This is a genomic window from Nitrospirota bacterium (assembly GCA_030645475.1).
GTDB lineage: Bacteria > Nitrospirota > Nitrospiria > Nitrospirales > Nitrospiraceae > Palsa-1315.
Genome location: JAUSMA010000011.1, coordinates 1 through 23,095 on the forward strand (window position 1 = coordinate 1; position 23,095 = coordinate 23,095).

At 56.3% G+C, this 23,095-nt stretch carries 20 protein-coding genes; 13 read left to right on the forward strand and 7 right to left on the reverse strand.

The window, feature by feature from the left end; translation table 11 throughout:
* Positions 1-160: 160 nt before the first annotated feature.
* Positions 161-1,951 (reverse strand): DUF262 domain-containing protein, encoded by a 1,791-nt coding sequence (locus tag Q7U76_01610; GenBank protein MDO8355071.1) that lies wholly within the window; start codon positions 1,949-1,951, stop codon positions 161-163.
* Between the two features lie 597 nt (positions 1,952-2,548).
* Between Q7U76_01610 and Q7U76_01615 the strand changes: the two genes are divergently transcribed.
* Both Q7U76_01615 and Q7U76_01620 read left to right on the forward strand, forming a co-directional pair.
* Complete coding sequence (locus Q7U76_01615) at positions 2,549-4,447, forward strand: radical SAM protein (GenBank protein MDO8355072.1); 1,899 nt, start codon at positions 2,549-2,551, stop codon at positions 4,445-4,447.
* A gap of 157 nt (positions 4,448-4,604) precedes the next feature.
* Positions 4,605-6,566, forward strand: coding sequence for a radical SAM protein (locus tag Q7U76_01620; GenBank protein ID MDO8355073.1), 1,962 nt, complete (start codon positions 4,605-4,607; stop codon positions 6,564-6,566).
* Between the two features lie 203 nt (positions 6,567-6,769).
* Here Q7U76_01620 and Q7U76_01625 read toward each other — a convergent pair whose 3' ends face one another.
* Positions 6,770-7,024: a hypothetical protein gene (locus Q7U76_01625; protein ID MDO8355074.1), complete on the reverse strand. Its 255-nt coding sequence runs from the start codon at positions 7,022-7,024 to the stop codon at positions 6,770-6,772.
* Between the two features lie 87 nt (positions 7,025-7,111).
* Here Q7U76_01625 and Q7U76_01630 point away from each other — a divergent pair, with 87 nt between their 5' ends.
* The 4 genes from Q7U76_01630 (at position 7,112) to Q7U76_01645 (ending at position 11,386) form a co-directional block, all read left to right on the forward strand.
* Positions 7,112-8,350, forward strand: a complete 1,239-nt coding sequence (locus Q7U76_01630; GenBank protein MDO8355075.1) for a hypothetical protein — start codon at positions 7,112-7,114, stop codon at positions 8,348-8,350.
* A gap of 104 nt (positions 8,351-8,454) precedes the next feature.
* Positions 8,455-9,384 (forward strand): PhzF family phenazine biosynthesis protein, encoded by a 930-nt coding sequence (locus Q7U76_01635; GenBank protein ID MDO8355076.1) that lies wholly within the window; start codon positions 8,455-8,457, stop codon positions 9,382-9,384.
* 245 nt (positions 9,385-9,629) lie between these two features.
* Positions 9,630-10,658, forward strand: a complete 1,029-nt coding sequence (locus Q7U76_01640) for a zinc-binding dehydrogenase (protein ID MDO8355077.1) — start codon at positions 9,630-9,632, stop codon at positions 10,656-10,658.
* Positions 10,659-10,951: 293 nt separating this feature from the next.
* Entirely contained in the window at positions 10,952-11,386 is a 435-nt protein-coding gene (locus Q7U76_01645; GenBank protein MDO8355078.1) for a CBS domain-containing protein, read from the forward strand.
* 212 nt (positions 11,387-11,598) lie between these two features.
* Here Q7U76_01645 and Q7U76_01650 read toward each other — a convergent pair whose 3' ends face one another.
* From Q7U76_01650 to Q7U76_01660, 3 genes are all read right to left on the reverse strand, one after another.
* Positions 11,599-12,111 (reverse strand): MogA/MoaB family molybdenum cofactor biosynthesis protein, encoded by a 513-nt coding sequence (locus Q7U76_01650; GenBank protein ID MDO8355079.1) that lies wholly within the window; start codon positions 12,109-12,111, stop codon positions 11,599-11,601.
* A gap of 11 nt (positions 12,112-12,122) precedes the next feature.
* Positions 12,123-12,449 (reverse strand): (2Fe-2S) ferredoxin domain-containing protein, encoded by a 327-nt coding sequence (locus tag Q7U76_01655; protein MDO8355080.1) that lies wholly within the window; start codon positions 12,447-12,449, stop codon positions 12,123-12,125.
* 133 nt (positions 12,450-12,582) lie between these two features.
* A complete protein-coding gene (locus tag Q7U76_01660; GenBank protein ID MDO8355081.1) occupies positions 12,583-13,029 on the reverse strand; it encodes a gamma-glutamylcyclotransferase family protein in 447 nt (148 codons plus the stop codon).
* A 204-nt stretch (positions 13,030-13,233) separates the two neighbouring features.
* On the opposite strand from Q7U76_01660, the gene Q7U76_01665 reads away from it, so the two are divergent.
* Positions 13,234-13,740, forward strand: coding sequence for a hypothetical protein (locus Q7U76_01665; protein MDO8355082.1), 507 nt, complete (start codon positions 13,234-13,236; stop codon positions 13,738-13,740).
* 114 nt (positions 13,741-13,854) lie between these two features.
* Here the strand turns inward: Q7U76_01665 and Q7U76_01670 are convergent, their stop codons facing one another.
* Positions 13,855-14,175, reverse strand: coding sequence for a Rieske 2Fe-2S domain-containing protein (locus Q7U76_01670; GenBank protein ID MDO8355083.1), 321 nt, complete (start codon positions 14,173-14,175; stop codon positions 13,855-13,857).
* 169 nt (positions 14,176-14,344) lie between these two features.
* Here Q7U76_01670 and Q7U76_01675 point away from each other — a divergent pair, with 169 nt between their 5' ends.
* Positions 14,345-14,890, forward strand: coding sequence for an HNH endonuclease (locus Q7U76_01675; protein ID MDO8355084.1), 546 nt, complete (start codon positions 14,345-14,347; stop codon positions 14,888-14,890).
* A 145-nt stretch (positions 14,891-15,035) separates the two neighbouring features.
* Here Q7U76_01675 and Q7U76_01680 read toward each other — a convergent pair whose 3' ends face one another.
* Positions 15,036-15,485, reverse strand: coding sequence for a hypothetical protein (locus Q7U76_01680; GenBank protein MDO8355085.1), 450 nt, complete (start codon positions 15,483-15,485; stop codon positions 15,036-15,038).
* A gap of 140 nt (positions 15,486-15,625) precedes the next feature.
* On the opposite strand from Q7U76_01680, the gene Q7U76_01685 reads away from it, so the two are divergent.
* From Q7U76_01685 to Q7U76_01705, 5 genes are all read left to right on the forward strand, one after another.
* The gene (locus tag Q7U76_01685; protein ID MDO8355086.1) at positions 15,626-16,285 is read left to right on the forward strand and encodes a bifunctional precorrin-2 dehydrogenase/sirohydrochlorin ferrochelatase; all 660 of its coding nucleotides are present in this window, start codon (positions 15,626-15,628) and stop codon (positions 16,283-16,285) included.
* Positions 16,286-16,351: 66 nt separating this feature from the next.
* Complete coding sequence (locus Q7U76_01690; GenBank protein ID MDO8355087.1) at positions 16,352-16,660, forward strand: MTH1187 family thiamine-binding protein; 309 nt, start codon at positions 16,352-16,354, stop codon at positions 16,658-16,660.
* A 315-nt stretch (positions 16,661-16,975) separates the two neighbouring features.
* On the forward strand, positions 16,976-18,589 hold the full coding sequence (locus Q7U76_01695) for a hypothetical protein (protein MDO8355088.1): 1,614 nt from the start codon (positions 16,976-16,978) through the stop codon (positions 18,587-18,589).
* A gap of 212 nt (positions 18,590-18,801) precedes the next feature.
* Positions 18,802-21,516 carry a response regulator gene (locus Q7U76_01700; GenBank protein ID MDO8355089.1) on the forward strand — a complete coding sequence of 905 codons (2,715 nt, stop codon included), beginning with the start codon at positions 18,802-18,804 and terminating at the stop codon, positions 21,514-21,516.
* A gap of 75 nt (positions 21,517-21,591) precedes the next feature.
* Entirely contained in the window at positions 21,592-22,953 is a 1,362-nt protein-coding gene (locus Q7U76_01705; protein ID MDO8355090.1) for an outer membrane protein transport protein, read from the forward strand.
* Positions 22,954-23,095 lie beyond the last annotated feature (142 nt).

The following is a 23,095-nucleotide window of genomic DNA, read 5'->3' on the forward strand; positions in this document are numbered from 1 at the left end:
TGCCGTCCGCAAGGCGTAAATCTGGCACCGGTCTTCGTAGGTGATCCGACGATATGTGCGCATCAGTAACCCCTTGGTGTGCCAAGAGGTTACTCCATCACGCCGTCGTTGACGTTATGCACTGGCTACTTGAATCCGCGCCCCTCTTTCATTTCCTTGTTCATTCATTACGCGCCGGATGCGCGCCGGATGATAGTTGAGCTACAGTTGATCCGAACAGTGCCTTGAGTCGGCGGCGCACCAATTCCTCGCGGGCCTCCAAGAAGTCTGGAAAACGCTCGAATTCCCAAAGCGCCTGATCGTCTGGAATCAGGTGACGTTTCAAGAAGCCCGGCTCGCGCGAGCTCAACCACTTACCCACGGGCATATCTTGTTTCCCCATGTTCTCAGGGGCAAGCAGCAAACAGAGGTTTCCTAGACGATCTTTCTTCTGGATCCAGTCTAGCCTCCCCATGGTTGAAAGCTCCTTTGGCTTGAACAGACTACGCGCAAAGATGTGGTCCTGGTGGAACTGCATAGTCCCCCAACCCGCATCATCATACAGCAAGGAAAGAGCCAGAAAGGTCTGCTGCTGCCCATAGGTGCGGTTTAGCATTTCACCCAAAGCGAAATCATCGAATTCTGCCGAGCGTCCTGCCTTTCGAATGGTGAGATTGATCGCGTCGATGGGAAAGTCGGCTCCCGCACCAGACATTCCCTGCAGGCTCGCACGAATGTCCCGCAGCATGTTATCCGACGTTCCGCCGAACACTCCGTTCAGGAGCGCCATAATGAGCCAACGCCGAATCAAGCCCGCATTGTGCGCTTCGAATGGTGTGGAACCCCGCAAGCTCACACCAGGGTTCTTAAACAAGTAGTAGATGATCGGGATTAGCGCGTTGGCACTTGTTAAGTTGTCTCGGTCGATCCCGAACGAATTGGCAAGGTCAACGCCCTGCTCAATGGCCTTCTTGATTCTAGGCCAATGCTGACGAATGGTGGTCAGATTCGCGTTGTTGAAGTTTTGCACCTTGTACGCGACAGGAAGGTCTGTAAGAACAAGACACGACTTCATGATGAAGTCTTTGTCAAAATCGTTGCGCCTGGTCAGTTGTGTATTGATGCGATCAACGAAGTTGAAAATCTCGTCCCGCGCGTTTACGCCGTCCCAGCTCGATGTAACCATTGAAAGCAAGAGGTCGGACTTACTCAGTTTAGTCCCACCCTCGTTTGCACGAACGAAGATGTCCAGAACGCGATCATAGTCTTGATCAGTCTCCGTGTAGTACGCGATTACCTCATCGACATGCACAGCTTGATAGAGCCGCTCAATATTTTTTTCGAATGTCCTACGCTCACTGCGTGACAGCCCCTGCTTGGTAAGTTCTTCGTCCTTCTCTTCAAGGAAGTCGTCAAGCTTCTGGCGCTCGTCGAAGTCGAGAATTCGCCCGATCTTGAACCAGTAATGCTCAGAATTCGGCACCGGTGTTTCTTCCATGAACTCAAACTTGTAATACACGCCGCTCTCGGATGCCCCCTCGCTGTCGAGGCGAGGATCGGCGAAGAGATCGAGATGCAATCTCTGAGCGCTCCAAGCGTCCGGATTGTCCCACCGCTTGTACTTTTTCTTCGCCGTATAGGTGCCACGAAGGCCAATCATCAGGGACGTGAGGCGCTGCTGTCCGTCCAGCACGAGGGATAGACTTGTGACACCATCCGTGCTCGCCAACTGGTTATGCATGCCGCCGTATGCCGCTTTTTCAAGAAACTCGTAAACTTGCCATTTGTCGCGGTTTTCCGGCTTCAGCTCCCAGAACAGAAATGAGCTGATTGGGTAACCCCGCATGATCGAGTCAAAGAGTTGCACGATCTGCTCAGGCTTCCAGACGAACTCTCTTTGGATCGCAGGGAGGAAATATTGGCGGTTCATTCGTCCGATGGTGAGGGCGATTGTTTCAGAGCGGTAGCTCATGGGAACGATCCTCTCTTTCAGAGAATGTTATTTGTCGATTTTTCTGTGATTCAGTGGCGCAGGTTAGCGATTAATTAACATTGCAGTCAAGGTGAATGATCTCCCCGATTTTGCAAGTGGCTATGAACTTGTGACCTGTCCGCTGAGCATCAGAAGAGAGGCAGCCGCACGGACAGCAGTGCGATAGATATTTTTTTAACCAAGTGTGCGGGCGGATGTGATTTCTGACCGTTCTGACATTGCTGCCATATATATTCGACTATTTCTGTTCAGCCAGTTTGTTATTCCCCGCGCAGATTGAGCTCCACGGTTTTATCGTGGGGCTTCAGCGAACACGGAGGATCGTCTGCCTTTTCCCTTTTCGCCTTTTCCACAGTATTAAAGGTGTGGCCAAGGTTGCCCTCAACTGCGCGCATCGGACGAGCGCTGTTTCATCGCGCGCGTTCTGCGAGCAAAGAGGGCACCTGGCCGCGCCCCCTCCCGCTCTTGCATATCATTCTTTAGCCCTCGTACAATACCCATTCTCTAAGCTAACCCATTGGCTTTTTGAATGATTCGGGTCGTTTCGCAGCCGGGCGAAAGAAAGACCAGAGTTCTATGAAGATTGAGTATTCCAAGGGCGAGCGGGCTTCCAAAGAACTGATTCTCCTGAATCGTCAGAGATTCGAAGCCACCAGCGGTCGGAAGATGAAGGTCATGCTGATCTTCCCGCCCGACTGGTTTCCGTCAGAGCCCTATCTCAGCCTTCCCTCCCTCACCGCCGTCCTCCGCCAGGCCGGGCATACGGTCATCCAAAAAGACATCAATCTCGAAATGTGGGACTGGTACTTCAGCGAGGACTTTTTGAAGAAAGTCCTGCGCCGGGTGCCGCAGCAGCTCGACCGGCTCCGCAAGCTCTCCAAGAAGCGGGATCTGGACGCCAAGGAGATGGATTTGCAGCTCGCACTCTGCGATGTGACCAGGCAGAAGATCGATGAATTGATCAAGAAGGCGGAGAAGGCCAAGGCGATCATCCGTGGGGAAGTATTCTACGAAATCGATCAGTTAGAGTGGGCCATTCAAGTCTTTCGCGAAGTCACGTCGGTCATTTCGATGGTCTATGCCCCAGCGCGGATCTGCATGCCGCCGATGGAGACGGACCTGTCCTACAAGGTTTTCGTCTCCTCCGAAGTCATGGATGCGGTGAACGATACCCAGGTGAATATCTACCGCGACGTGTTCGACCATTTGGTGAAGCCGGCGATCGAGAAGGAACAGCCGGACGTGATCGGTATCTCGATCGTGTTGCAGCAGCAGATGTTCTCCACCATGACCTTCTGCGCCCTGATCAAGCAGCACTTCCCCCATATCCACATCACGATCGGCGGGAACACGGTCACGCGCCTGCGCGACGTGCTGCCCCAGTCGCCTCTGTTCCAATATTTCGACAGTGCCGTGGTCTATGAAGGGGAGACGGCCTTCGTCCAACTGGTGTCAGCGGTGGGGGCGAAGCGGAGCCTGGCGGACGTGCCGAACACGATCTACAAGGACGAGACCGGGGTCCATACGTCGGAGACGAGTTTTGCAGAAGACATGCATGCGCTGCCGCCGCCGGACTTCGACGGGCTGTTGCTGGACAAATATTTTGTGCCGACGAAGATCCTGCCCTATCTGGCGACGCGCGGCTGCTACTGGGGCCGCTGCGAGTTTTGCGACCATGGCGAGGGCTATACGGCTGGCTACCGGACGAAGAAGATCCAGGACATTCTCGGAGAGATCCGGCATCTGCGCGATAAGTACGGGGCGAAGCATTTTCACTTCACCGACGAGTCGTACCCGCCGGCCCTGTTTCGTAAACTGGCGCGCGGCTTGATCGACACCAAAATGGATATCGTCTGGACGACGCACATGCGGTTTGAGAAGAGCCTGCTGGAAGATCAAGTCTGGCAGGATGCGAAGGATTCGGGCTGCAAGTATCTCCACTTCGGCTACGAATCGGGGAATGAGCGGGTGCTGAAGCTGATGGACAAGGCGACGACGACAGAGATCATGACGAAGCATCTCCAACTCACGGCCAATGCCGGTATCTGGAACCATTGCATGGGCTTCTTCGGCTTTCCCGGCGAGACGAAGGAAGAGGCCTGGTCCTCGGTGGAGTTTCTGGAACAGAACAAGGACCATGTGCATTCTCTCGGCTTCGGCACCTTCGATCTCGGCAGACATAATCCGGTGGCGAAGCATCCGGATAAGTGGGGCGTGACCGCCTATAAGAATCCCGAATGGGATCTGGCGCTCGACTACTACTACACGGTGAAGAACGGCATGAGCATCGAAGAGGCGGAGCGGGTGTTTCAACAGTTCGAACAGAACCATTACGCGGGCTGGGACCTGCGGCTGTACATCAGGGAATATATTTTTCTGTATATCGCGAAGTTCGGGTTGGAGAAGTTGCGGGATCTGCAATATCAAGCGATGAAAACGGCGGGCGTGATGCCGACGCTCGCGGGGAAAATGTGACGGGGGATAGGCAAGAGGCGAGAGGTTAGAGGGATGAAAGTGTGCGATAGTTCCTCCCCTTTGTAAGGGGAGGCTAGGTGGGGTAGAAGCACGGACTCTACCTCCCCTGACCCCTCCTTATAAAGGAGGGGAATGTGGACGGTGAAAGAAACCATCTATGAGTAGCTCCGGTCTCGTACAAATCCAAGGTTTGGCTCCGATCAAGAAAGAGGATCGGAAGTCGTCGAAGGTGATGCTGCTCTTTCCTCCTGAATGGGTGCCGACGGCTCCCTATCTGGCCTTGCCCTCGTTGACGGCCATCCTCCGCGAAGCGGGACATCATGTATCGCAGCGTGACATCAACATCGAGATGTACGACCACTTCTTCACGATGGAGTTCCTGATCTGGGTGAAGGCCCGGTTGGGGATGCAGTTGAAGCCGCTTCAAGACAAAGAGAAGGCCGGGACGCTCACGGAGCGGGAGGCGGATCAGAAGGCCGTGGTGGAGCAGGCCTATGCCGTGGACGTGTTCGATCTGGCGGAGCGGGCCGAGGATGCCAAGCTGATCGTGCGCGGCGAGCGCTTCTACCAAGCTGAAAAGCTGGAAGGTGCGCTGAACTGTTTCCGTGAGGTGATGCACTACATTTCCGCCGCCTACTATCCTGCCTCGATCGTGTTCTATCCGATGGAAAGCAACCTGGGCTATCGGCCCGGCGTGTCGAAAGAAGTCTTCGCCTGTCTGGACGATGAACAGGTGAACGTCTATCGGGATATCTGCAACCAGTTGGTCATGCCGGCGGTGGCGAAAGAGAAGCCGGACGTGGTCGGGGTCTCGATCGGGACGCAGATGCAGCTCCTCGCGGGCCTGACCTTCTGCAAGATGATCAAGGAGACCTTCCCCCATATCCATGTGGTGGTAGGAGGCAATGTCGTCACGCGGTTGCAGGAAGAGCTGCCGAACCAGGAACGGTTCTTCACAGAGATCTTCGATTCGGCCATCCTCTATGAAGGGGAACATGCGCTGCTCTGGCTCGTCGAGGCCTTGAATGGAGAGCGGCCCATCAGTTCCGTGCCCAACTTGATGTATCGCGATGAGTCAGGCGTCCACCGGAGTCCCGAGGTCTATACGGAGAAGACGACCGCGCTGCCTCTGCCGGACTTCGAGGGGCTGCCGCTGGAGAAGTACTTCGTGCCGGAGCTGATCATTCCCTACCTCGCGACGCGCGGCTGTTATTGGGGCCGTTGTACCTTCTGCGACCATGGGCAGGGCTACTTCGACCAGTATCGGGGGGTGCCGGCTCAGCAAGTGGTCGAACAGATCAAGACGCTACGGGACAAGTACAATTGCAGACACTTCTTGTTTAGCGATGAGTCCTATCCGCCGGCCCTCTTCAAGAAGGTGTCGCAGTTGCTGGTGGACCAGAATGTCGGGATCAAGTGGACGACGTTGATCCGCTTTGAAGAAACGCTGCAGGACCAGGAGATCTGGGATCTGGCGGCGAAGGCCGGCTGCTGCACTCTCTATTATGGGATGGAGTCGGCGAACGAACGTGTCCTGAACCTCATGGACAAGCATGCCAAAAAGAGCGTGATCCAGAACAACCTCCATCAGGCGGCGAAGGCGGGGATCTGGAACCACGTGATGGCGTTCTACGGCTTCCCCGGCGAGACGCGCGACGAAGCGCTGGAGACCCGCCAGTTCGTCATCGACAACCAGCCGGTGATCCATTCGGTGGAGCTGTTCTACTTCGTGGCCTATCGCCATACGCCGATGGTGCGCAATCCGGAGAAGTTCGGCATTACGATCCACAAGCAAGAGGACTACGACCTGCCGCTGGATTATTACTACACCTTGAACGATCCGAGCACGCTCTCCTGCCTGGACGCGATGCAGCTCTGCGAAGAATTCTATAAGAACGATTTCCAGCCCTGGGCGGTGCGGGTGAATTCACGCGAGCACGTGTTCCTCTATATTTCGAAGTACGGAACGAACCAGTTGCCGCAGATCTATGCGCAGCAGACGCAGTCTCTTGGCTCGCCGGACGGTGTGTCGGGCCTGGTCACCTGGCCGGTGGCAGTGAGCGAAGGCGAAGACGGTAGAGAGGGGATGAGTCGGGTGGTGAGTCACGGGGTCGGGTAAGAGGGGAGCATATGGCTTATGGCACGAAATCAGAAATCTGCAGGACGAAGTTTCAGACCATAAGCTATACGCTATAAGCCATTAGCTCTTATCGGTGGCTGAGGGTGGGAGCAGAGGAAGAGCGAGTCGAGGATAGCAAATGGCTCTGATCCGATTACGTGCTATGCGCCATAAGCTATATGCTATCAGCTCTTGGTGAGCCATCAGCTCTCGTCGGGCACGAGCACGGCGGTGAGAAGGGCATAGGCTGCTTCGACGACCTTGGTCATTTCTTCGGCCTTCTTGTAGGCCTGCATGTATTTCTTGGGATTGTTGGTCAGGTTTGAATAGCGGGCTGGGTTCCAGTTGTAGAGCTGCACGCGCTTGGCCCGTTCCAGGTCCTCGGAGGTGATGGGAAGCGTGAGTTCCAGAATCTCCAGTGCGTGGGCGATTTCTTTGGGGATGACGTCATCACTCATTTCTGTACTGTGACAAAGCTGGACCAGGCCTGTCAAACCGAGGCGGCAGCTATTTTGATCATCCTGCGAGTCCGCTGATCTGACGTTATGGGAACTGTTCTACCGATCCTTCAGGCCGCTCCCATCTTTACGAACAAAGACTATCGTGAGGTCCTGCGCAAGGAAATGGACGCGGGCAAGATTCCGCTCAGCCTCGGGCGCGATTGCCCGGTGAAGTGCGAGTTCTGCTATGAGCTCGACCATTCCTACCGCGAAACGTTCGACCCTCCCAAAACCAGCGACGAAGACTGGAAATATATCCTCGACTACATCAGCAAGAAGCCCACTGATCCGAAACAGTTCTGGTGTCTGGGCGGCAACGAATATATGGAATGGACGGATCTGTTCCTCCATCCGAAGGCGATGGAATGGGTCGAGGACTTTCTCACCTATACGGACAAGAGCATCCAGTTCTTCACGGTGGGATATGTCCATGTCCCGAAGATCCACCAACTCGTGGCGCAGTTCCCTGGACGGATCAACTTCGAACTCTCCGTCATCACGCTGAGCGACTATCGGCAGAAGCTCATGCCGCATGCGCCGTCGGTGAAACATGTGCTGAAAGTCTTGGATGGACCGGCGGTCTCCTCGGCGAATTTCTATGCATTCGATGTGGATACGATGTCGAAGGATGCGGCGCTGATCTCCTCGATCAACCAGAACTGTGTGCTCTGGATGGGGACGCTGACACCGGTGCGGGGGTTGAAGGAGGATACGGCTTTTCTCATGCGGCAGGGGCGCGAGCATCTGCCGGAGGAAGCTCTGCGAATTTATGACGCGGGATTGCCCAACCTCCAGACGATCCATACCGAGTCCTATGCGACGGCCTTTCTGAACCGGAAACGGATCGTGAGTTCCTTCGATTCGTTGGAGATGGAAAAGAAGGATACGATCGTGACGGCAGGGAGTGTCCACAAGGTGTTGAACCTGTTCCGGAAGAACCGGGCCAAGTTCCTCTATGTGCCGAATGCGATGTTGAGCGGCGATTCTGATTGCACGGTCCTCTTAACGTTCGACGACATCGCCCGCCGGTTGACGAAGGAAAAAGTGGTGCACATTCCCAAATGCATCATGCAGTCCGGCCGTGGTCCCTATAGCGACATCACCGGGGTGACGCTGGAGCAATTCGCGAAGAAGACCGGCGTGACGGTGAAGGTCCTGCACAAGATCGATACGCGATATGCCAATGAGTTGCTCTATCGGAACGGTTCGCTTCAGAACTTTGTGGAGAATTATCTCCGAAATCCGATGAGGCAGGAGTATGACGCGCTTCCACGTCCAAGCTAGCAGGATGCTGCGGTCTTGCTGAACGGCCTTTTTGAGCATCCTGCGGAGCCTATTCCGGTGTGCCGTACATGGAGACTATAGAAGTCCCTTGATAGGAGGTCCTTATGCCAGACCGACGGTCACTCAAATTTTATCAAGCCGACGTATTTTCGGGGGAGCCGTTCGGTGGTAATCCCGTCGCCGTGTTTCCCGATGCAGACGGCCTGACAGACGATGAACTGCAACAGATTGCCCGGGAGATGAATCTTTCAGAAACCGTCTTTGTCTTTCCTCCGACGGATCAGGCGGCTGTGGTCAAGCTCCGCATCTTCACACCCACCCAGGAGATTCCCTTCGCCGGCCATCCGGTGCTGGGGACCTTCTTCATCCTGGCCGAGTTGGGCATCATCCCGGTCAAAGAATCGATGACGCGGGTGATGCAGGAATGCAACATCGGCCTCTTTCCCGTCGAACTCCATGCGGAAGATGGTCTGGTGGAGCGGGTCGTGATGACGCAGCCCAAGCCAGAGTTTCTGGGCCCCGTGGAGGAGGCGGAGGATCTGTACAAGGTTGCCAGTGCTCTGGGTCTGGCCAAACATGTGATCGCCGACATGAAGTGGCCGATCGAGGTGGTATCCACCGGATTGCCCGTGATGATTGTCCCGGTGCGCACGCTGACGGCGGTGCGGTCGATCCGTCCCGATGCTTCGGCCATTACGGATGTCTGCCGGCGCTTCGGTGCCAATGGCATCATGGTCTTTACGACCGTAACGGTGGAACCCACTGCGACGGTCCATGCCAGGATGTTCGCTCCGTCGATCGGCATTCTTGAGGATCCTGCGACCGGCAGCGCGAGCGGGGCCTTGGGTGCCTACCTGGTGCAGAATCGGGTGGTGGAGGTGGCCTCGACGACTGATATTGTGGTGGAGCAGGGCTATGAGATCGAACGGCCCTCGCAAATCTTCGTGCAGGTCGAGTCGGAGCACGAGGTCATCCAAACGGTCAAGGTGGGCGGGCAATGTGTGATGGTCGTCGAAGGCACCTTAAAATTCTAACCGGTTGCTGAAAAAGGCCGCCAGCTTCGTTCTCGCCTCGACAGCATCCTCAACGTACCCCTGAGGGTACGCCTCCGGTGCTGCCATCGTCTGCGGCCTTGCTGACGACCTTTTTGAGCAACCTGCTTGTGGGACAGGTCCAGTTGGTAAGAAGCACAACCGAACTCTCCCTCTCCCTCAAGCTTCTGCCGGTTTTCTCCGATCTGGTTCTATGATGCACGCGGTGGTCTAGCAAGGAGCCGAATATGAAAGCTGTTCTTTTTCGGGCGCATGGTGGACCGGACAAACTCTCGTATGAAGACCTGCCGATGCCGACGATCGGCCCGGATGAGGTGCTGGTCCGGGTGAAAGCCTGTGCCTTGAACCATCTGGATATTTGGATTCGCCAGGGGAGTCCGGCCTATCCTATGCCGATGCCGCATGTCTCAGGGTCGGATGTGGCCGGGATCGTGGAACAAGTGGGGGCGCAAGCCGATCATGTGACGGTCGGGCAGCGCGTGTTTCTGTCGCCTGGGATCAGTTGCTGGAAATGCGAACAGTGTCTGGCAGGACGGGACAACTTCTGCCGCTCCTACAGCCTGCTTGGGGCGATGATGCATGGCGGGTATGCCGAGTATGTGAAGGTGCCGTTTCGCAATGTGATGCCGATTCCGGAGAACCTCTCGTTCGAGCAGGCGGCGGCCTTTCCGCTCGTCTCTGTGACTGCCTCGCACATGCTGTTTGCGCAGGCCGGCCTTCAACATGGTGAGACGGTGTTGATCATGGGGGGAGGGAGCGGAGTGGGGACCATGGCCATCCAACTGGCGAAGCTCGCCGGGGCGCGTGTGATCACGACGGTTGGATCGGATGACAAGATTCCCAAGGCTGTCATTCTGGGGGCCGATGCCGTCATCAACCATGCGAAGGAGAATGTCGCAGAACGTGTGAAGCTGCTGACCGAAGGCCATGGCGTCGATGTGGTCTTTGAGCATATCGGCCCGGAGGTATGGGAGAGCTGTTTGGCGTCGTTGGCGAAGGGTGGTCGCTTGATTACCTGTGGGGCGACGACCGGCGCCGAAGTGAAGGTCGATCTTCGGTACATCTATTCCCGACAGTACAGCATCAAGGGCTCCTACATGGGCACGCGGGCTGAACTGGTGAAGGCTGCGGAGCTGATGGGGCAAAAGCGTTTGATTGCCGTGATCGACCGCACCTATCCTCTCCAAGAGGCCAGGGCAGCGCAAGAGCAGATGCTCAGCCGCAAGTTCTTCGGCAAAATCGTGCTGACAATGTGACGGATGTTGAAAACGGCTTCTCGCTGCGTTCTCATCTCGTCAAAATCCTCAACGTACCCGAGAGGGTACGCCTCCGGTTTTGACTCGCCTGCGGCCTTGCAGAAGACCGTTTTGAACATCCTGTTCGATTGCTCTCCTGAGCAGTCCGGCGTCCTCAGTCTCCGCGCTTTCTGCAGCCTCGCTGGCTGACCGCTTTGAGTGCCCCCGTCTAACTGTGATACTCTGAATCAAAACTGATTGAATGCGGCAGGTGCTCTTTTCATTCAATACCATTCACGAGAGGGAGGGAAACCATGTCTACCGTATCCAAGATTATGAGCAAGCAGCCCAAGACTGTCGGGCCCAGTGTGTCGATTGTGAGCGCGGCCAAAAAAATGAAGGCTGCGCGAGTGGGGTCTCTGTTTGTGAAGAGGGGGAAGAAGTTGGTCGGAATTGTGACCGACACGGATATTGTCCGCCGGGCTGTGGCAACCAGTAAGCCTCTTGGCAAGATGACGGTCGAGAAGATCATGACGACCCCCATTTGCACGATCGAGGGGGCGCAGTCGGTGGATGAGGCGCAGGATATGATGGGTGACTTGGGCGTACGCCATCTTGCCGTCACCAAGTCCGGCGAAATTGTCGGGGTAGTCTCCGTGCGGGATGTGATGATGTTTTATAAGCGGTATGCCCAATCGAGCATTAAGCCGGAGGCTCCATATTCTGAACCAAAGATATCGCAAGATTGACGGATGTTGAAAACGGCCTCCAGCTTCGTTCTCGGCTCATCAAAATCCTCAACGTACCCGAGAGGGTACGCCTCCGGTTTTGACTCGCCTGCGGCCTTGCTGGAAGGCCGTTTTGAACATCCTGTGGTGAGGAAAAGTTAAAGGCGAAGAAGCAGCGAGAATGTCGGAAGAGTCCGAGCCCACCCCCGTACCCCTAGCCGCTTGCCCCTGACCTATTTCGAGAGTTCTTTGACCAGGTGGCCGAGTTCTGGAAGGATGAGTTTTTCCATCGCCAGGCGGACGGCGTTTTCGGAGCCGGGGGTGGAGAACAAGATACGGCCTTTGATGATGCCTGCTGTGGCGCGGCTCATGATGGCCGGTGAGCCGATGTCCATGTAGGTCAGGTAGCGGAAGATCTCGCCGAATCCCACGAGCCGTTTCTCCAACATCGCGTCAACCGCTTCAAAGGTTGAATCCCGCTTTGAGATGCCGGTGCCGCCATTGATGATGATGGCTTGGACTGCCTCGTTCGTCAGGCCTTCCTCAATCCGGCTTTTGATCTGGGCCGGTTCATCTTTGACCAAATGGTACGAGACAACCTCATGCCCGAACTGTCTGAGCAGTTTGTGGATGGCTTGCCCACTGGTATCGGTGTCGGGAGTCCGCGTGTCGCTGCAGGTAATCACCATGCACCCAATGGACTTGGGTGCATGGGATTTGTGTTCGTGGTGTGTGGCGCTGGCCATGGCGTAAAAGCTTACTTCCAGACTGAATCAGGATTCAGCTTGGCGACAGGCTTTCCGCCCTTGATATGTTCATCGATGATGGTGGCCACGTCTGCTTCCGTCACCTTGGAGTACCAGGTGGCGTCCGGATAGACGACGACAGTGGGTCCCTGCTCGCAGGGGCCGAGGCAGGAGGAGCCGCTGACGATGACGTCGCCCGGTGTCACACCCTTCTGCATGAGGCCCATGTTAAAGGCCATGAGGAGAGAGGCGGAACCGGCGCTGCCACAGGATGGCTTCGGGTGTCCCGGAGGACGGGAGTTGGTGCAGACGACGATGTGATATTTTGGCTTCGGCATGGATTCTCCTGGTTAAAAGAGCGAATGGCTTATAGCTGATAGCTTATCGTATGAGATCGGATCTGAGTCTGCACCATCAGTGCCTATTCCGGTCCCGCCATCAGCTATATGCTATCGGCCATAGGCTCTTGGTTTATGGCGCTGGCGCGAACGACTTCCACATATCGATGGCTTCTTCCGGCAACTTCCAATGCTTGAGGCCCTTCATGACCCAATCGAGATAATGCGCCTTGGGTTTGAACTTGCCGATCGGGGTGGCGGCATAGGTGGTGACGAGCATTTTTTCGCCGGCTTCGGTCAGCACGGTGACTTGGACCTGGCGAAACGCGCTTGGGGGTACATCCTCTTCGAATAGGTCCATCAGCTTGAGATCTTCGTCGGTCACTTCGAAGACCGCTCCCCAGACCTGTTCTCCCGGAGAGGGGGCCACGCTGGCCAGGCCGCATCGCCATTGCGAGGACCATCGGCAAAACTTGATGGTATGTTCCGGAATAGTGGCGAGCATCAAGAACTGATGCTCCGGCGCGCGACGTTTCAGCTGTGTGGGGTTGAGATGGTCCCCGTAGAGAAAGAATTTCATGGGTATTTACCGCCTCAGGATACAAAGGTGTCGACTAGACCGATATTTGTAACATAACCTCTTTCACGCGCACAAGCCGCATGCGGGGCTGGCGTGCGGACTGGCGGCGGTTCGATTGACTTCGCGTTGCTGCTCTTCCTAAGATGCAACGCGAGGCTGTGCGGTTTTTTTATCCTCTCATCGAACCCCTTGTACAGGATGTCCATGTCACAGAACCATTCGTCCTCTCCTGCTGCCTCTTCTTCGTTCTCGATGGTGAAGGTGATTCACTATACGGTGGTGGCCCTACTGTTATTGGGTGGGCTGTACTATCTCTGGCTGAAGCCTCCGTCGCTCAATCCCATGGCTGATCCTCGGGCTGCCGAGGCCCTCGCGTTGGTGCAAACCCATCGGGCTCTGGGTTATCCCACGATTCTTCAGGCGATGACCGAGCACGTGCGTTCGATGAGCGAGCGTCATCGGGTTGCCCGGTTGGGTGAGTGGCGGGTGAAGCTGGTGGAAGGGGATATGTACGAGATACGGGTTCAGCTACGAGACCAAGGGGTGACGGGTCAATGGTTCGAGCGGGAGTTCATTTGGCATGCCAATCTTGCGGTGAAGAAGGTCAATGCCGCGTCGCTTCCGGCCGACGGAGTGACTCCCAAAGAACCGGATAGTGAACCGGCAGGATTGCTGGCCCCGCCAATGCCTCTCGGCACTCCAGGATACTGAAACAATCCGCCAGTCGGTCTTGTTCATTCGGTCTGTTCGGTCAGTCTCGTCTATTCGGTTGAACCAGAGCGACCAAATGAACCAGATAGACCGAGCCTGTCTCCCGACAGGCTCCTATTTGAAGTGCTCAGGCAACGCGACCTGAACGTGACTCCCTTCGATTCGGACATGACAGCAGGCGACGGTAATGTTCGGATTCTCCGGCCTTGCTCCAGTCTGTACGTCAAATTTCCATCCATGCCAGGGACATTCGACGATGTGGCCCTTCAGATGTCCTTCTCCCAATGGTCCTCCCGCATGCGGGCAGGTGTTGTCGACGGCATAGAAGGATCCGTCGACATTGAAGAGCGCAATCCAGACCCCTTGGATTTCGACGGTCCGTCCGGTTCCCGGAGGAATCTCCTCCACTCTCGCAACGGTCACAAATTCAGGCATGGCGCTGATCTTTCCTGTTGGAGGCCTGGTCGATGAGACGAGCCTGTTTCCTAGACCTGTCAATGACTTGATTTCGACTAAGGCTTATGGCATAGACAAAGGTACGCGTCCTAAGACTAAACCAGCGCCTTCTCACAGAAGGAGCCTCGGTTGGGAATGAGGTTGCTGCATGGAAATGACTCTCCTGCTCAACGCGACGTACGAGCCCCTGCGGGTGGTCCATTGGCAAAAAGCCATTGCGCTCCTCTGGCAGGGCAAAGTTGAAGTCCTCGAGGTCTACGACCGAGAGGTCCATGCGGTGTCGATCTCCTTCAAACTTCCCTCCGTCATGCGGCTCCTCAAGCTGGTTCGCCTCAAGGATGTCCACCGGGCCGTGAAATTCTCCCGCATCAATATTTTCACCCGCGATAGTTATGCCTGCCAATATTGTCGGTTCAAGTTCCGGACCGAGGAACTGACGTTCGATCATGTCGTCCCCATCGCCAAGGGTGGGAGAAAGACCTGGGAGAATATCGTCACCGCCTGTTGGCGTTGCAACAATAAGAAAAGCGGTCGTACTCCCGATGAAGCCGGCATGAAGCTGATGAAGAAGCCGGTCAAGCCACGTTGGAACCCGGTTGTGACGATTACCATCGGGATTCGGAATACGCCAGAAAGCTGGCGCGACTATCTCTATTGGAATATGGAGCTGGACGCCGACCCCGCCGAGACCTAGCCAGGCTGTTGAAACAAGCTTTCAGCGTCGTTCTCGTCTCGAACGCATCCTCAACGTACCCCTGAGGGTACGCCTCCGGTGCGTTCATCGACTGCGGCCTTGCTGCAAACTTGTTTGAACAGCCTGACCGTTATTCAGCATTCTTCTAGTGCACCGTATCTAAGATAATCTCGAAATCCCGTCCGCCCGGTAACGTCGGGTTTTTCGCGTAGCGGCCTTCGATGTCGCCTGGCTGAGCCGGGCCGGCCTGTCCATCTCGGTCCAATCGGGCTACCACATCCAGCATTCCACGCAATTCAGAGCCTTGCACCATCACATCGGCATTGGTGAGTTCAAACGCCACGGGGAACTGCGGATGGTCGATGCGCCTTGCCGCGACGGGCCTTGCCGCGCCTGGCTTCCGGACAATGACGAAGAGCACATCGGTGGGCCGTACCTGATCGGCCAGGGCTGGAGCGATGAGGACATGCCCGGCGACCACGGCTTCACGGGTTTCCGGGTCGCAGCTATGGGCCAGGCCCAGCCAGGCCGCGATCGCGGCGAGGCCGATAATGCTACCGGCCAGTCCAAGTGTGCGTGCGGTATAGGCGGCCATGGGTACGGTTCCTTTACAAAGGTGAAGGGGGCAAACCGGCGCATTATAGCGGGGGCCGGTAGAAAAGGGGAAGGCACGGTTTACGCTGCAAAACAGGGTGTTGTATGATACGCCCCACTATTGAATTGGGAGGAACCACCATGGCTGCAAATTCTGGCTTTCCGTTGTCTCTGGATGTGAAGGGCTACCCGGTGCTTGTGCTCGGGGGAGACGAGGAGGCCTCGGAAAAAACTCAACGGTTGTTGGAAGCGGGGGCGAAGGTGACCGTCGTGGCACCGTCGCTCAACGATACGCTCAAAGATTTGGCTGCGTCGGCGAAGGTGGTTCATCGTGGGCGCCATTTTCGCGACACCGATTTGGAGAGTGCGATTTTGGTGATGAATATGGTGAGAGGGGATCGCGATTTTTCACGCGCGCTCTTCGCGAAGGCACGGGAGAAGAAGTTCCTCTTGTGGTCGGTCGACCAGCCGGAATGTTCAACGGTGACGATGCCGGCGGTTGTGGCGTCCGGTCATCTCCGTGTCGCGATCAGCACGAGCGGGGTGGCTCCGGCTTTGTCAGGTTTCATGAAGGAAGATATGGAAAAGATCTTCGGCGAGGAGTTTGCCGCCTTTGTGGAATGGCTCGGCGAACTTCGGGAGAAGACCAAGGCGAACGAGCCGGAGTTCGAAAAACGTCGGGCTCTGTTGCGTGAGGCCTTGGACGGATTTCGCGTATTAGGGAAGGTCCAGTATCCGAAGGTGTGGTTGGATGAACGTGCGAAGCTTGTAGCGGTGCCTGGGATTAAGGGCGAGGCGTAAACGAGTAACGCCGCCCCAGAGCTGATAGCTGATGGCAACAGCGTAGAGAAGGAGCATTGCGACAACATGGTCTTATTGGAATTCAGTATGTCGCCATTGGGCAAGGGAGAGAGCGTCGGCAAGTATGTGTCACGTTCGCTCGATATTATCGATAAGAGCGGAGTGGACTACCGGTTGAATCCGATGGGGACGGTGCTGGAAGGGGAATGGGATGAGGTCTTTGCCGTCGTCAAGCAATGTTATGTGCGGATGAAGAAAGATTGTGGCCGTATTTCCTGCACGATCAAAGTCGACTACCGGAAAGGTCCCAAGGGCCGGCTCACGAGCAAAGTTGCCAGTGTGGAACGACAACTCAAACGAACAGTGAAAACGTAGCTCTCAAGCGCGGTACAACAGGCCTTACCTCTGTATCTTTCTCGTGACGGCCAGTATCTGAAGGGATACTGGCCGTCACGACGACCAGAACGAAGACCTCCATCTTTTGAACGCAGTTTTCAATATCCCAGCATTTTTAGACGAAACCACGATTCGCGTTGGTCGTGCCTCGCAGGGTATGTGCTTTGCGTTGTCCTGTCGATAGTGCTTACGTAGTTTATCAGTGCCTTGGGAGTATGAACTGGTTTATGCTGTAGGGTATTTTCATGCGGCAAATAACATGGTGGTGATTCACCATAGGGTAGGGAGATGTGGATGGGAAGGATCGCGCAGTTTCGGTGGACAATTCGAAATGGATTATGGAGTCGGATTCTGGCGTTGAAGTTCAGCACCAATCGGGATTTGGATGTGACCCGATGTAGCAAGGACCCTCGCAAGCTGGAGGCAGTTCCCGTCGCGCGGATCTTCCCCCGTATTGCGATTCAGCATGTATTGATCGGCGAACATACGCCACGGGACGAACAATATCCTGTAGTCCGACACCGGATTCGCCGGTTCTTCTCGCGATTGTTCATGCTCCTGAATCGCCTCTTCCCTCCCACGGTACAGGGACTTCCTCCCATCGATGCGAATCCGCAGATGGCGTTGGCCCAGGCCTATACCGATCGACATTGCCGGGCGGTCAGGAGGGCGGCGAAGCGGCATGGACAATTTCCCAAGGAGGTGCTGGAGTTTCCGGTGCTTCCACAGGAACTGAAGGGGAGTCCTGATCTCGGGACCCTGGCGGTGCAAGGCCCTTTTGCCGGGTACATCAGGAAGGTGATGAACCAGGACTCCTTTGAGTGGGATCTCCGGCATCTGACCGAATATCACCCAAGGGCAGGGCTCTATCGATTGGGCATGCGTGTTCAGTTTCAGTTGGACCCCATGGGGAAGCGGCTGACTCCGACGAAGATTGAGTCCGCACTCGGGCTGTCATATCCCAACGATGCGAACTGGGCCTTGGCAGGCCGCTTGGCGCTCTGTGCCCTCTCGACCCATACGAGCCTTATTCGCCACTGGAATTGGGTGCACCTGATCGGCGGTGAGACGCTGTCGATCGTGACACGTAATGTGCTCCCCGACGATCATCCCTTGTGTCGGCTGCTGTGGCCCCATATCTTCGGCGCTCAGGCCAGCAACCGGCTCGGGATGGAGTCGCAGGTGGTTCCTGGAGGCGATTTCGAGTCGGTCTTCAGTTATGCCCATGAGGAGATGTACCGGCTTATGGACGACAGCGTCGGAGGGTTTGATGCGAAGGCTTGGGATCCCCAAGGTTATGCCGCCAAGCGGGGAGTGTTGCATGCAGGATTCGACCAGCCAACCGAGGGGAATCTGGCCGCTTTGTTCGATGTCATGCTCCGGCATACGGCACGATATCTGGCTATCTATTATGAAACCGATGCGGATGTCAGGGCGGATCGTGCCATTTGTGAGTGGGTGGATGCGCTGGACAAGGCGTTGGCGAACGGTCTGCCCGTGACTTCTGCATCCCTGACCCTGGTTTCGTTGGCTCGATTAGCGGCCTGTTGCCTCTATCTCGGCACAGTGCAGCATGAACTGGTCGGGTCGTCGCTCTGGAATTATCAAGTCTGGACGAATGTCATGCCGGTGCAAGTGGCTCGTGACGGGAGTCGTGAACCAGTGGATGTCTATCAGCGGTTGCTGAATATGAATTTCATGTTGAGTACGCCGCGCGCCTCCTTGATGGCCGACCTCACGGCGGTTGTGTTGTTCGAGTCCGCCAATCAGGAACGCTCCGCACGGGCGGTTGCCGCATTCGCGGCGTTCAGACAGGAGCTGGAAGGGCTTCAGCGGGCGATGGAGGGTGAGCCGTGGACGCCATGGAAACTCTATCCCAAGAGCCTTGAAGTGAATATGAACGCCTAGCAGATCGCACTGGACAGGATTTCTGACCGTCTGACGGAGACGGCTCTTTACTCTCCACGAATTGCAAGGCACAATCCCCGAATTTCTTCAGGGTGAGTATTCGTGCCCTGTCTGTTTCGCCGGTTGCTCTATCAGGTGTCCGAGAGGTTGGCGCAGTAGCCGTGGCATCTTCCTCACCGGCGTCCAAGATTTCTGATTGACGAAAGTATCTCATGGCCGAAGAGCTTTTCCCTCCAACACAGACCATCCTCGAGCGCCCCTACATGAAGTTTGTGCCATTTGGCGTCGACGAACGGGGTGAACGGATCAAAGATGTGAGCGGGATGATCGTGCACGATAACGTGGAGTATTTGGAAGAGTGGGTGACGCGGACGAAAGGCGCGGATGCCGCGGTGCGAGCCATGGATGATTTGTGCCGCTTGCTCAATGACCGGATACGAGATCCCGCCTACCATGTCACCCTCGACCAGTTGAAGAATGTTTGGAACAGCTACTCCTATGAGTTTACGTCCTACCTGCGTGAGTTTTGCCGGGAACAGTCGAGAGATCCTGATTTTTACATGAACGTAGGCCGAGAGAAGCATATCTCCCCGCTGATTCAGACGCTGGGACGTCCGTTCAGCCTGGCGCAAATCCATCGCATGTTTCCATACTTCGCGCGGAAATATGCCAAGGATCTCGAGTATTCGGTGCTGGAGGTGACGGACACCTCCGCAGTGCTGAGAATGAACCTTACTGCGCGGGTCTTTGAGCAATTCGGTCCCTATCGTAAGGCCTGCACCGCGCAGATTTGCGAATCGACGAAGGGGCGATTCGCGATGGTGCCGCCTCGCCTGCATCTGCTCCCTGAATCTCGAGTGGTCGATCGAGCCTGTATTGTGAAGGGTGACGACTACTGCGAATGGGAGGTTCGGTGGGAACGTCAAGCCAGACGATACTCAGCCTGGCCTCTTTGGGGTATGGGCGCCGGTTTGGCCACCGCCGGGTTCATGCGTCTGGCCTACCCGTCGATGAGTCTCGGGGAAGTGATCCTGGCCGGTCTCATTCCGATATCCGTCGCAGGGATGCTCATCAATCGGCATCTTCGGCAGGAGAGCCAACAGCGGGAAGCGCTGATTCGTGAGCAGATCACGGTGGTGGAGTCGCGTCACGAAGAGTTGCGTGCCGCCTACCTGGAGCAGGAGCAAACGCGGGTCGAGTTGCGCCGGAAAGTGGCTCAGTTGACGGCTCTCCATCGAGCGGGATTACATTTCAACTCGACGCTCGATCGGGAGGCGTTGATGCAGAAAGTGCTGGAAACTCTGACCGGCGATCTCCCGTACGATCGGGTGATGGTCTCGTTTTACGACCCGATCAGACAGGTCGTTAAGGATGCGCGGGCATTCGGCGTCTCGCCGGAGATTCAGGCGTTTGTGCGTGCGCGAGAAATTTCCGTGACCGATCCCATGAGCCCGGAAGGCATTGTGCTCATCCAGGGCCAGCCTCTGTTGATCGGGGATCTGCAAGCCGTGTGGGATCGCATTCATCCATTGAATCAACAGTTGGCCCTGTTGACGCAGGCGAAGGCCTTGATTGCCGTCCCGTTGAAAACGAAAGATCGGATTCTTGGCAGTCTGACGGTCGATCGCATGCAGGAGCATAGTCTGACGCAGGACGATCTTGAGTTGATGATGACGGTCGCCAATCAAGTCGCCATCGCCTTGGACAACGCGTCCGCATATGAGCAAATCGAAGAGTTGAACCTGGGTCTTGAAGCCAAAGTTCGTGAGCGCACGGCCGAGTTGGAGCAGGCAGATCGCTTGCGGTCGCAATTCCTCTCGCATGTCTCGCACGAACTGAAGACGCCGCTGACCTCGATCAAGGGGTTCTTGCAAAATCTGTTGGATGGATTGACGGGGCCGCTGAACGAGAAGCAGCAGCGCTACTTATCGCGGATGTTGGACAATGCCGAGCGATTGATCCGCATGATCGAGGACTTGTTAGATCGCACCAGGATTCAGTCCGGGAGATTGGATCTTGTGCCGAGCGAGATCGATCTGGGGCATTGTATCGGAGAGGCGGTCGAGCAGTTGCGCCTGTTGGCGCAGGCCAAACGACAAACCTTGGAGGTGGTTGTTCCCCCTGTCCCCCTAATGGTTTGGGCTGATCGGGATCGGCTGATTCAGATCGTGACAAATTTGCTGCAGAATGCGGTGAAGTTTACCCCTGAGGGCGGCAGCATTCTGGTGACGGTGCGGCAGGAGAATCAGATGCTCGCCGGAGTCTCCGTGTGCGATACGGGACCTGGTATTTCCCCAGAGTTTCTCGATCAGATTTTCGATCCATTCTTTCGCGTCAAGCAGGCACGGAGCGGCACGAAGGGGCTGGGCTTGGGCTTGTCGATTGTGCGGACGTTGGTGGAGTTACAGGGCGGTACGATCGTTGCGAAGAGTGCCCCGGGGCAGGGCGCGGAACTCTCGTTCACCATTCCGTTGCTACCTGCTCTGGCCGCGCCGCTGGCTGGAACATCCGCAGAAGCGCCGCGCATTTTGATTGTCGAGGATGATCCGGATATTCGACAGCTCTTACAGGATCGTTTGCGAGCGAGAGGTTATCGTGTCCAACTGGAAGTGGATGGAGTCCGAGCGTTGGAAGCCGTCCGGGCCGAGACATTCGAGGGCATGATCCTGGATATCGGCATCCCTTCCATGGATGGGATGGATGTGTTGCTGCAGATTCGACGATGGGATCAGCAGATTCCCATTGTGATGGTGACGGCGTCGGGCTCCAAGGAATTGGCCATTCGTGCGATCGGCATGGGGGCGCAGGCCTATGTGCTAAAGCCGTTCGATATCGATGAACTCGAACGAATTGTCGACTGTTGGTTCAGGCCGTTGGAGCGGAGGTCGCCAGAGTCTTCGGTGGGGCCGGTCGCACCAGGTGAGTGAGTGAGTGAGAGAGGGAGGACGGTAGTGAGAAGAGGATGGGGTTGCGGGTGGAGCAGGTTAGGATCAGTGCGATGGATGTGGGGATCCGTGCTGTTCATCGTAGGGCTCTGTTGGGTCGGCCTACCGTGGAAGGCATTGGCACAGGTGCCGCGCATTCAAGGCCAGGGAACCGCTGCGTCGGCGATGAGCAATGCCTATGCGGCCCAAGCTGACGACCCGTCAGCGGTACATTACAATCCCGCAGGGATGACGCAACTGCCGGGCGTGCAAGTGATGGCAGGGGCGCTGATTTCTGGCGGATCGACGAACTTTACCAGTCTGACGGGGGGGATTGCTCGTGGGGACAGGAATGGGAGTGCCGCCTGGCCGCCTCCCGGGCACACATTCATCACGGCGAACTTAAAAGATCTCGGTGTGAGGGCTCTGGGCGATCTCACTGCCGGGATCGGTCTGACGATTCCGTTCGGCTCGCTGACGCGCTGGCCGAACGATGGGCCGTTCCGGACCGCCACCACGTTCAACACGTTGCCGCTTCTGGATATTAAACCGACTCTAGCCTACAAGGCGACGGACAACCTCTCGCTTGGGCTGGGTGCGGATATCTATACGTTCAGTGGACTCGTCGGCGAAGGGCAGGTTGAAAAACAGTCGGTGTGGCCAGGGGGACTGGGGATTCCAGCAGGGTCGAAGGTGGAGCTGTCCGGCAAGGACACCGCGGCTGGGTTCAATGCCAGTCTCTTGTATACGGCGCTACGTAATGCCGACGGAAAACCGGTGGCGAACATCGGTATTGTCTATCGAAGTCAGGCCACGCTTCATTTGGCCGGAGCCTTGTTGGCGAATGGCACCAAGGTCTCGGATGCCAAGGCGACCTTGGTTCTGCCGCAAGTGATCACCGGCGCCATTGCCCTGTGGCCGGTTCGCACGCCAGAACGGGAATGGAAGTTGGAGATGGACGTCGACTACGTGGGGTGGAAATCTGTTCGAAACCTCGATGTGACCTTGGCGAATGGTGCGACGATCCCGCAGCCGCAGAATTGGAAGAGTACCTATGCGGTGATGCTCGGAACCGAATACAAGTGGCTGGCGCTTGAATCGCTCCCACACTGGGAGATGGCTCTGCGGGCCGGCTATACCAACCAACAACAGCAGATGCCTGATTTGACCTATGATCCTGGTCTTCCCTCTTCGGACCTCCACGTCGTGGGGGGAGGGGTGGGATTCATCTGCAAAGAGCAGGGATCGTTTTTGGGGCTGATGCGATGTGGGGATTTCGGTGTGGGATCGCTGAAGCCCAAGGCGATTGGACTCGATCTCTCCTACCAGGCGGCCTTTTACGAGGACCGTACAGTGTTGGGCAATCGCAACCCGACCGTCAACGGAACCTATCGCACGACGCTGCACACCGGAAGTGTCTCGATTCGAATGATCTATTAGCGCGCGGATTCAAGTAGCCAGTGCATAACGTCAACGACGGCGTGATGGAGTAACCTCTTGGCACACCAAGGGGTTACTGATGCGCACATATCGTCGGATCACCTACGAAGACCGGTGCCAGATTTACGCCTTGCGGACGGCA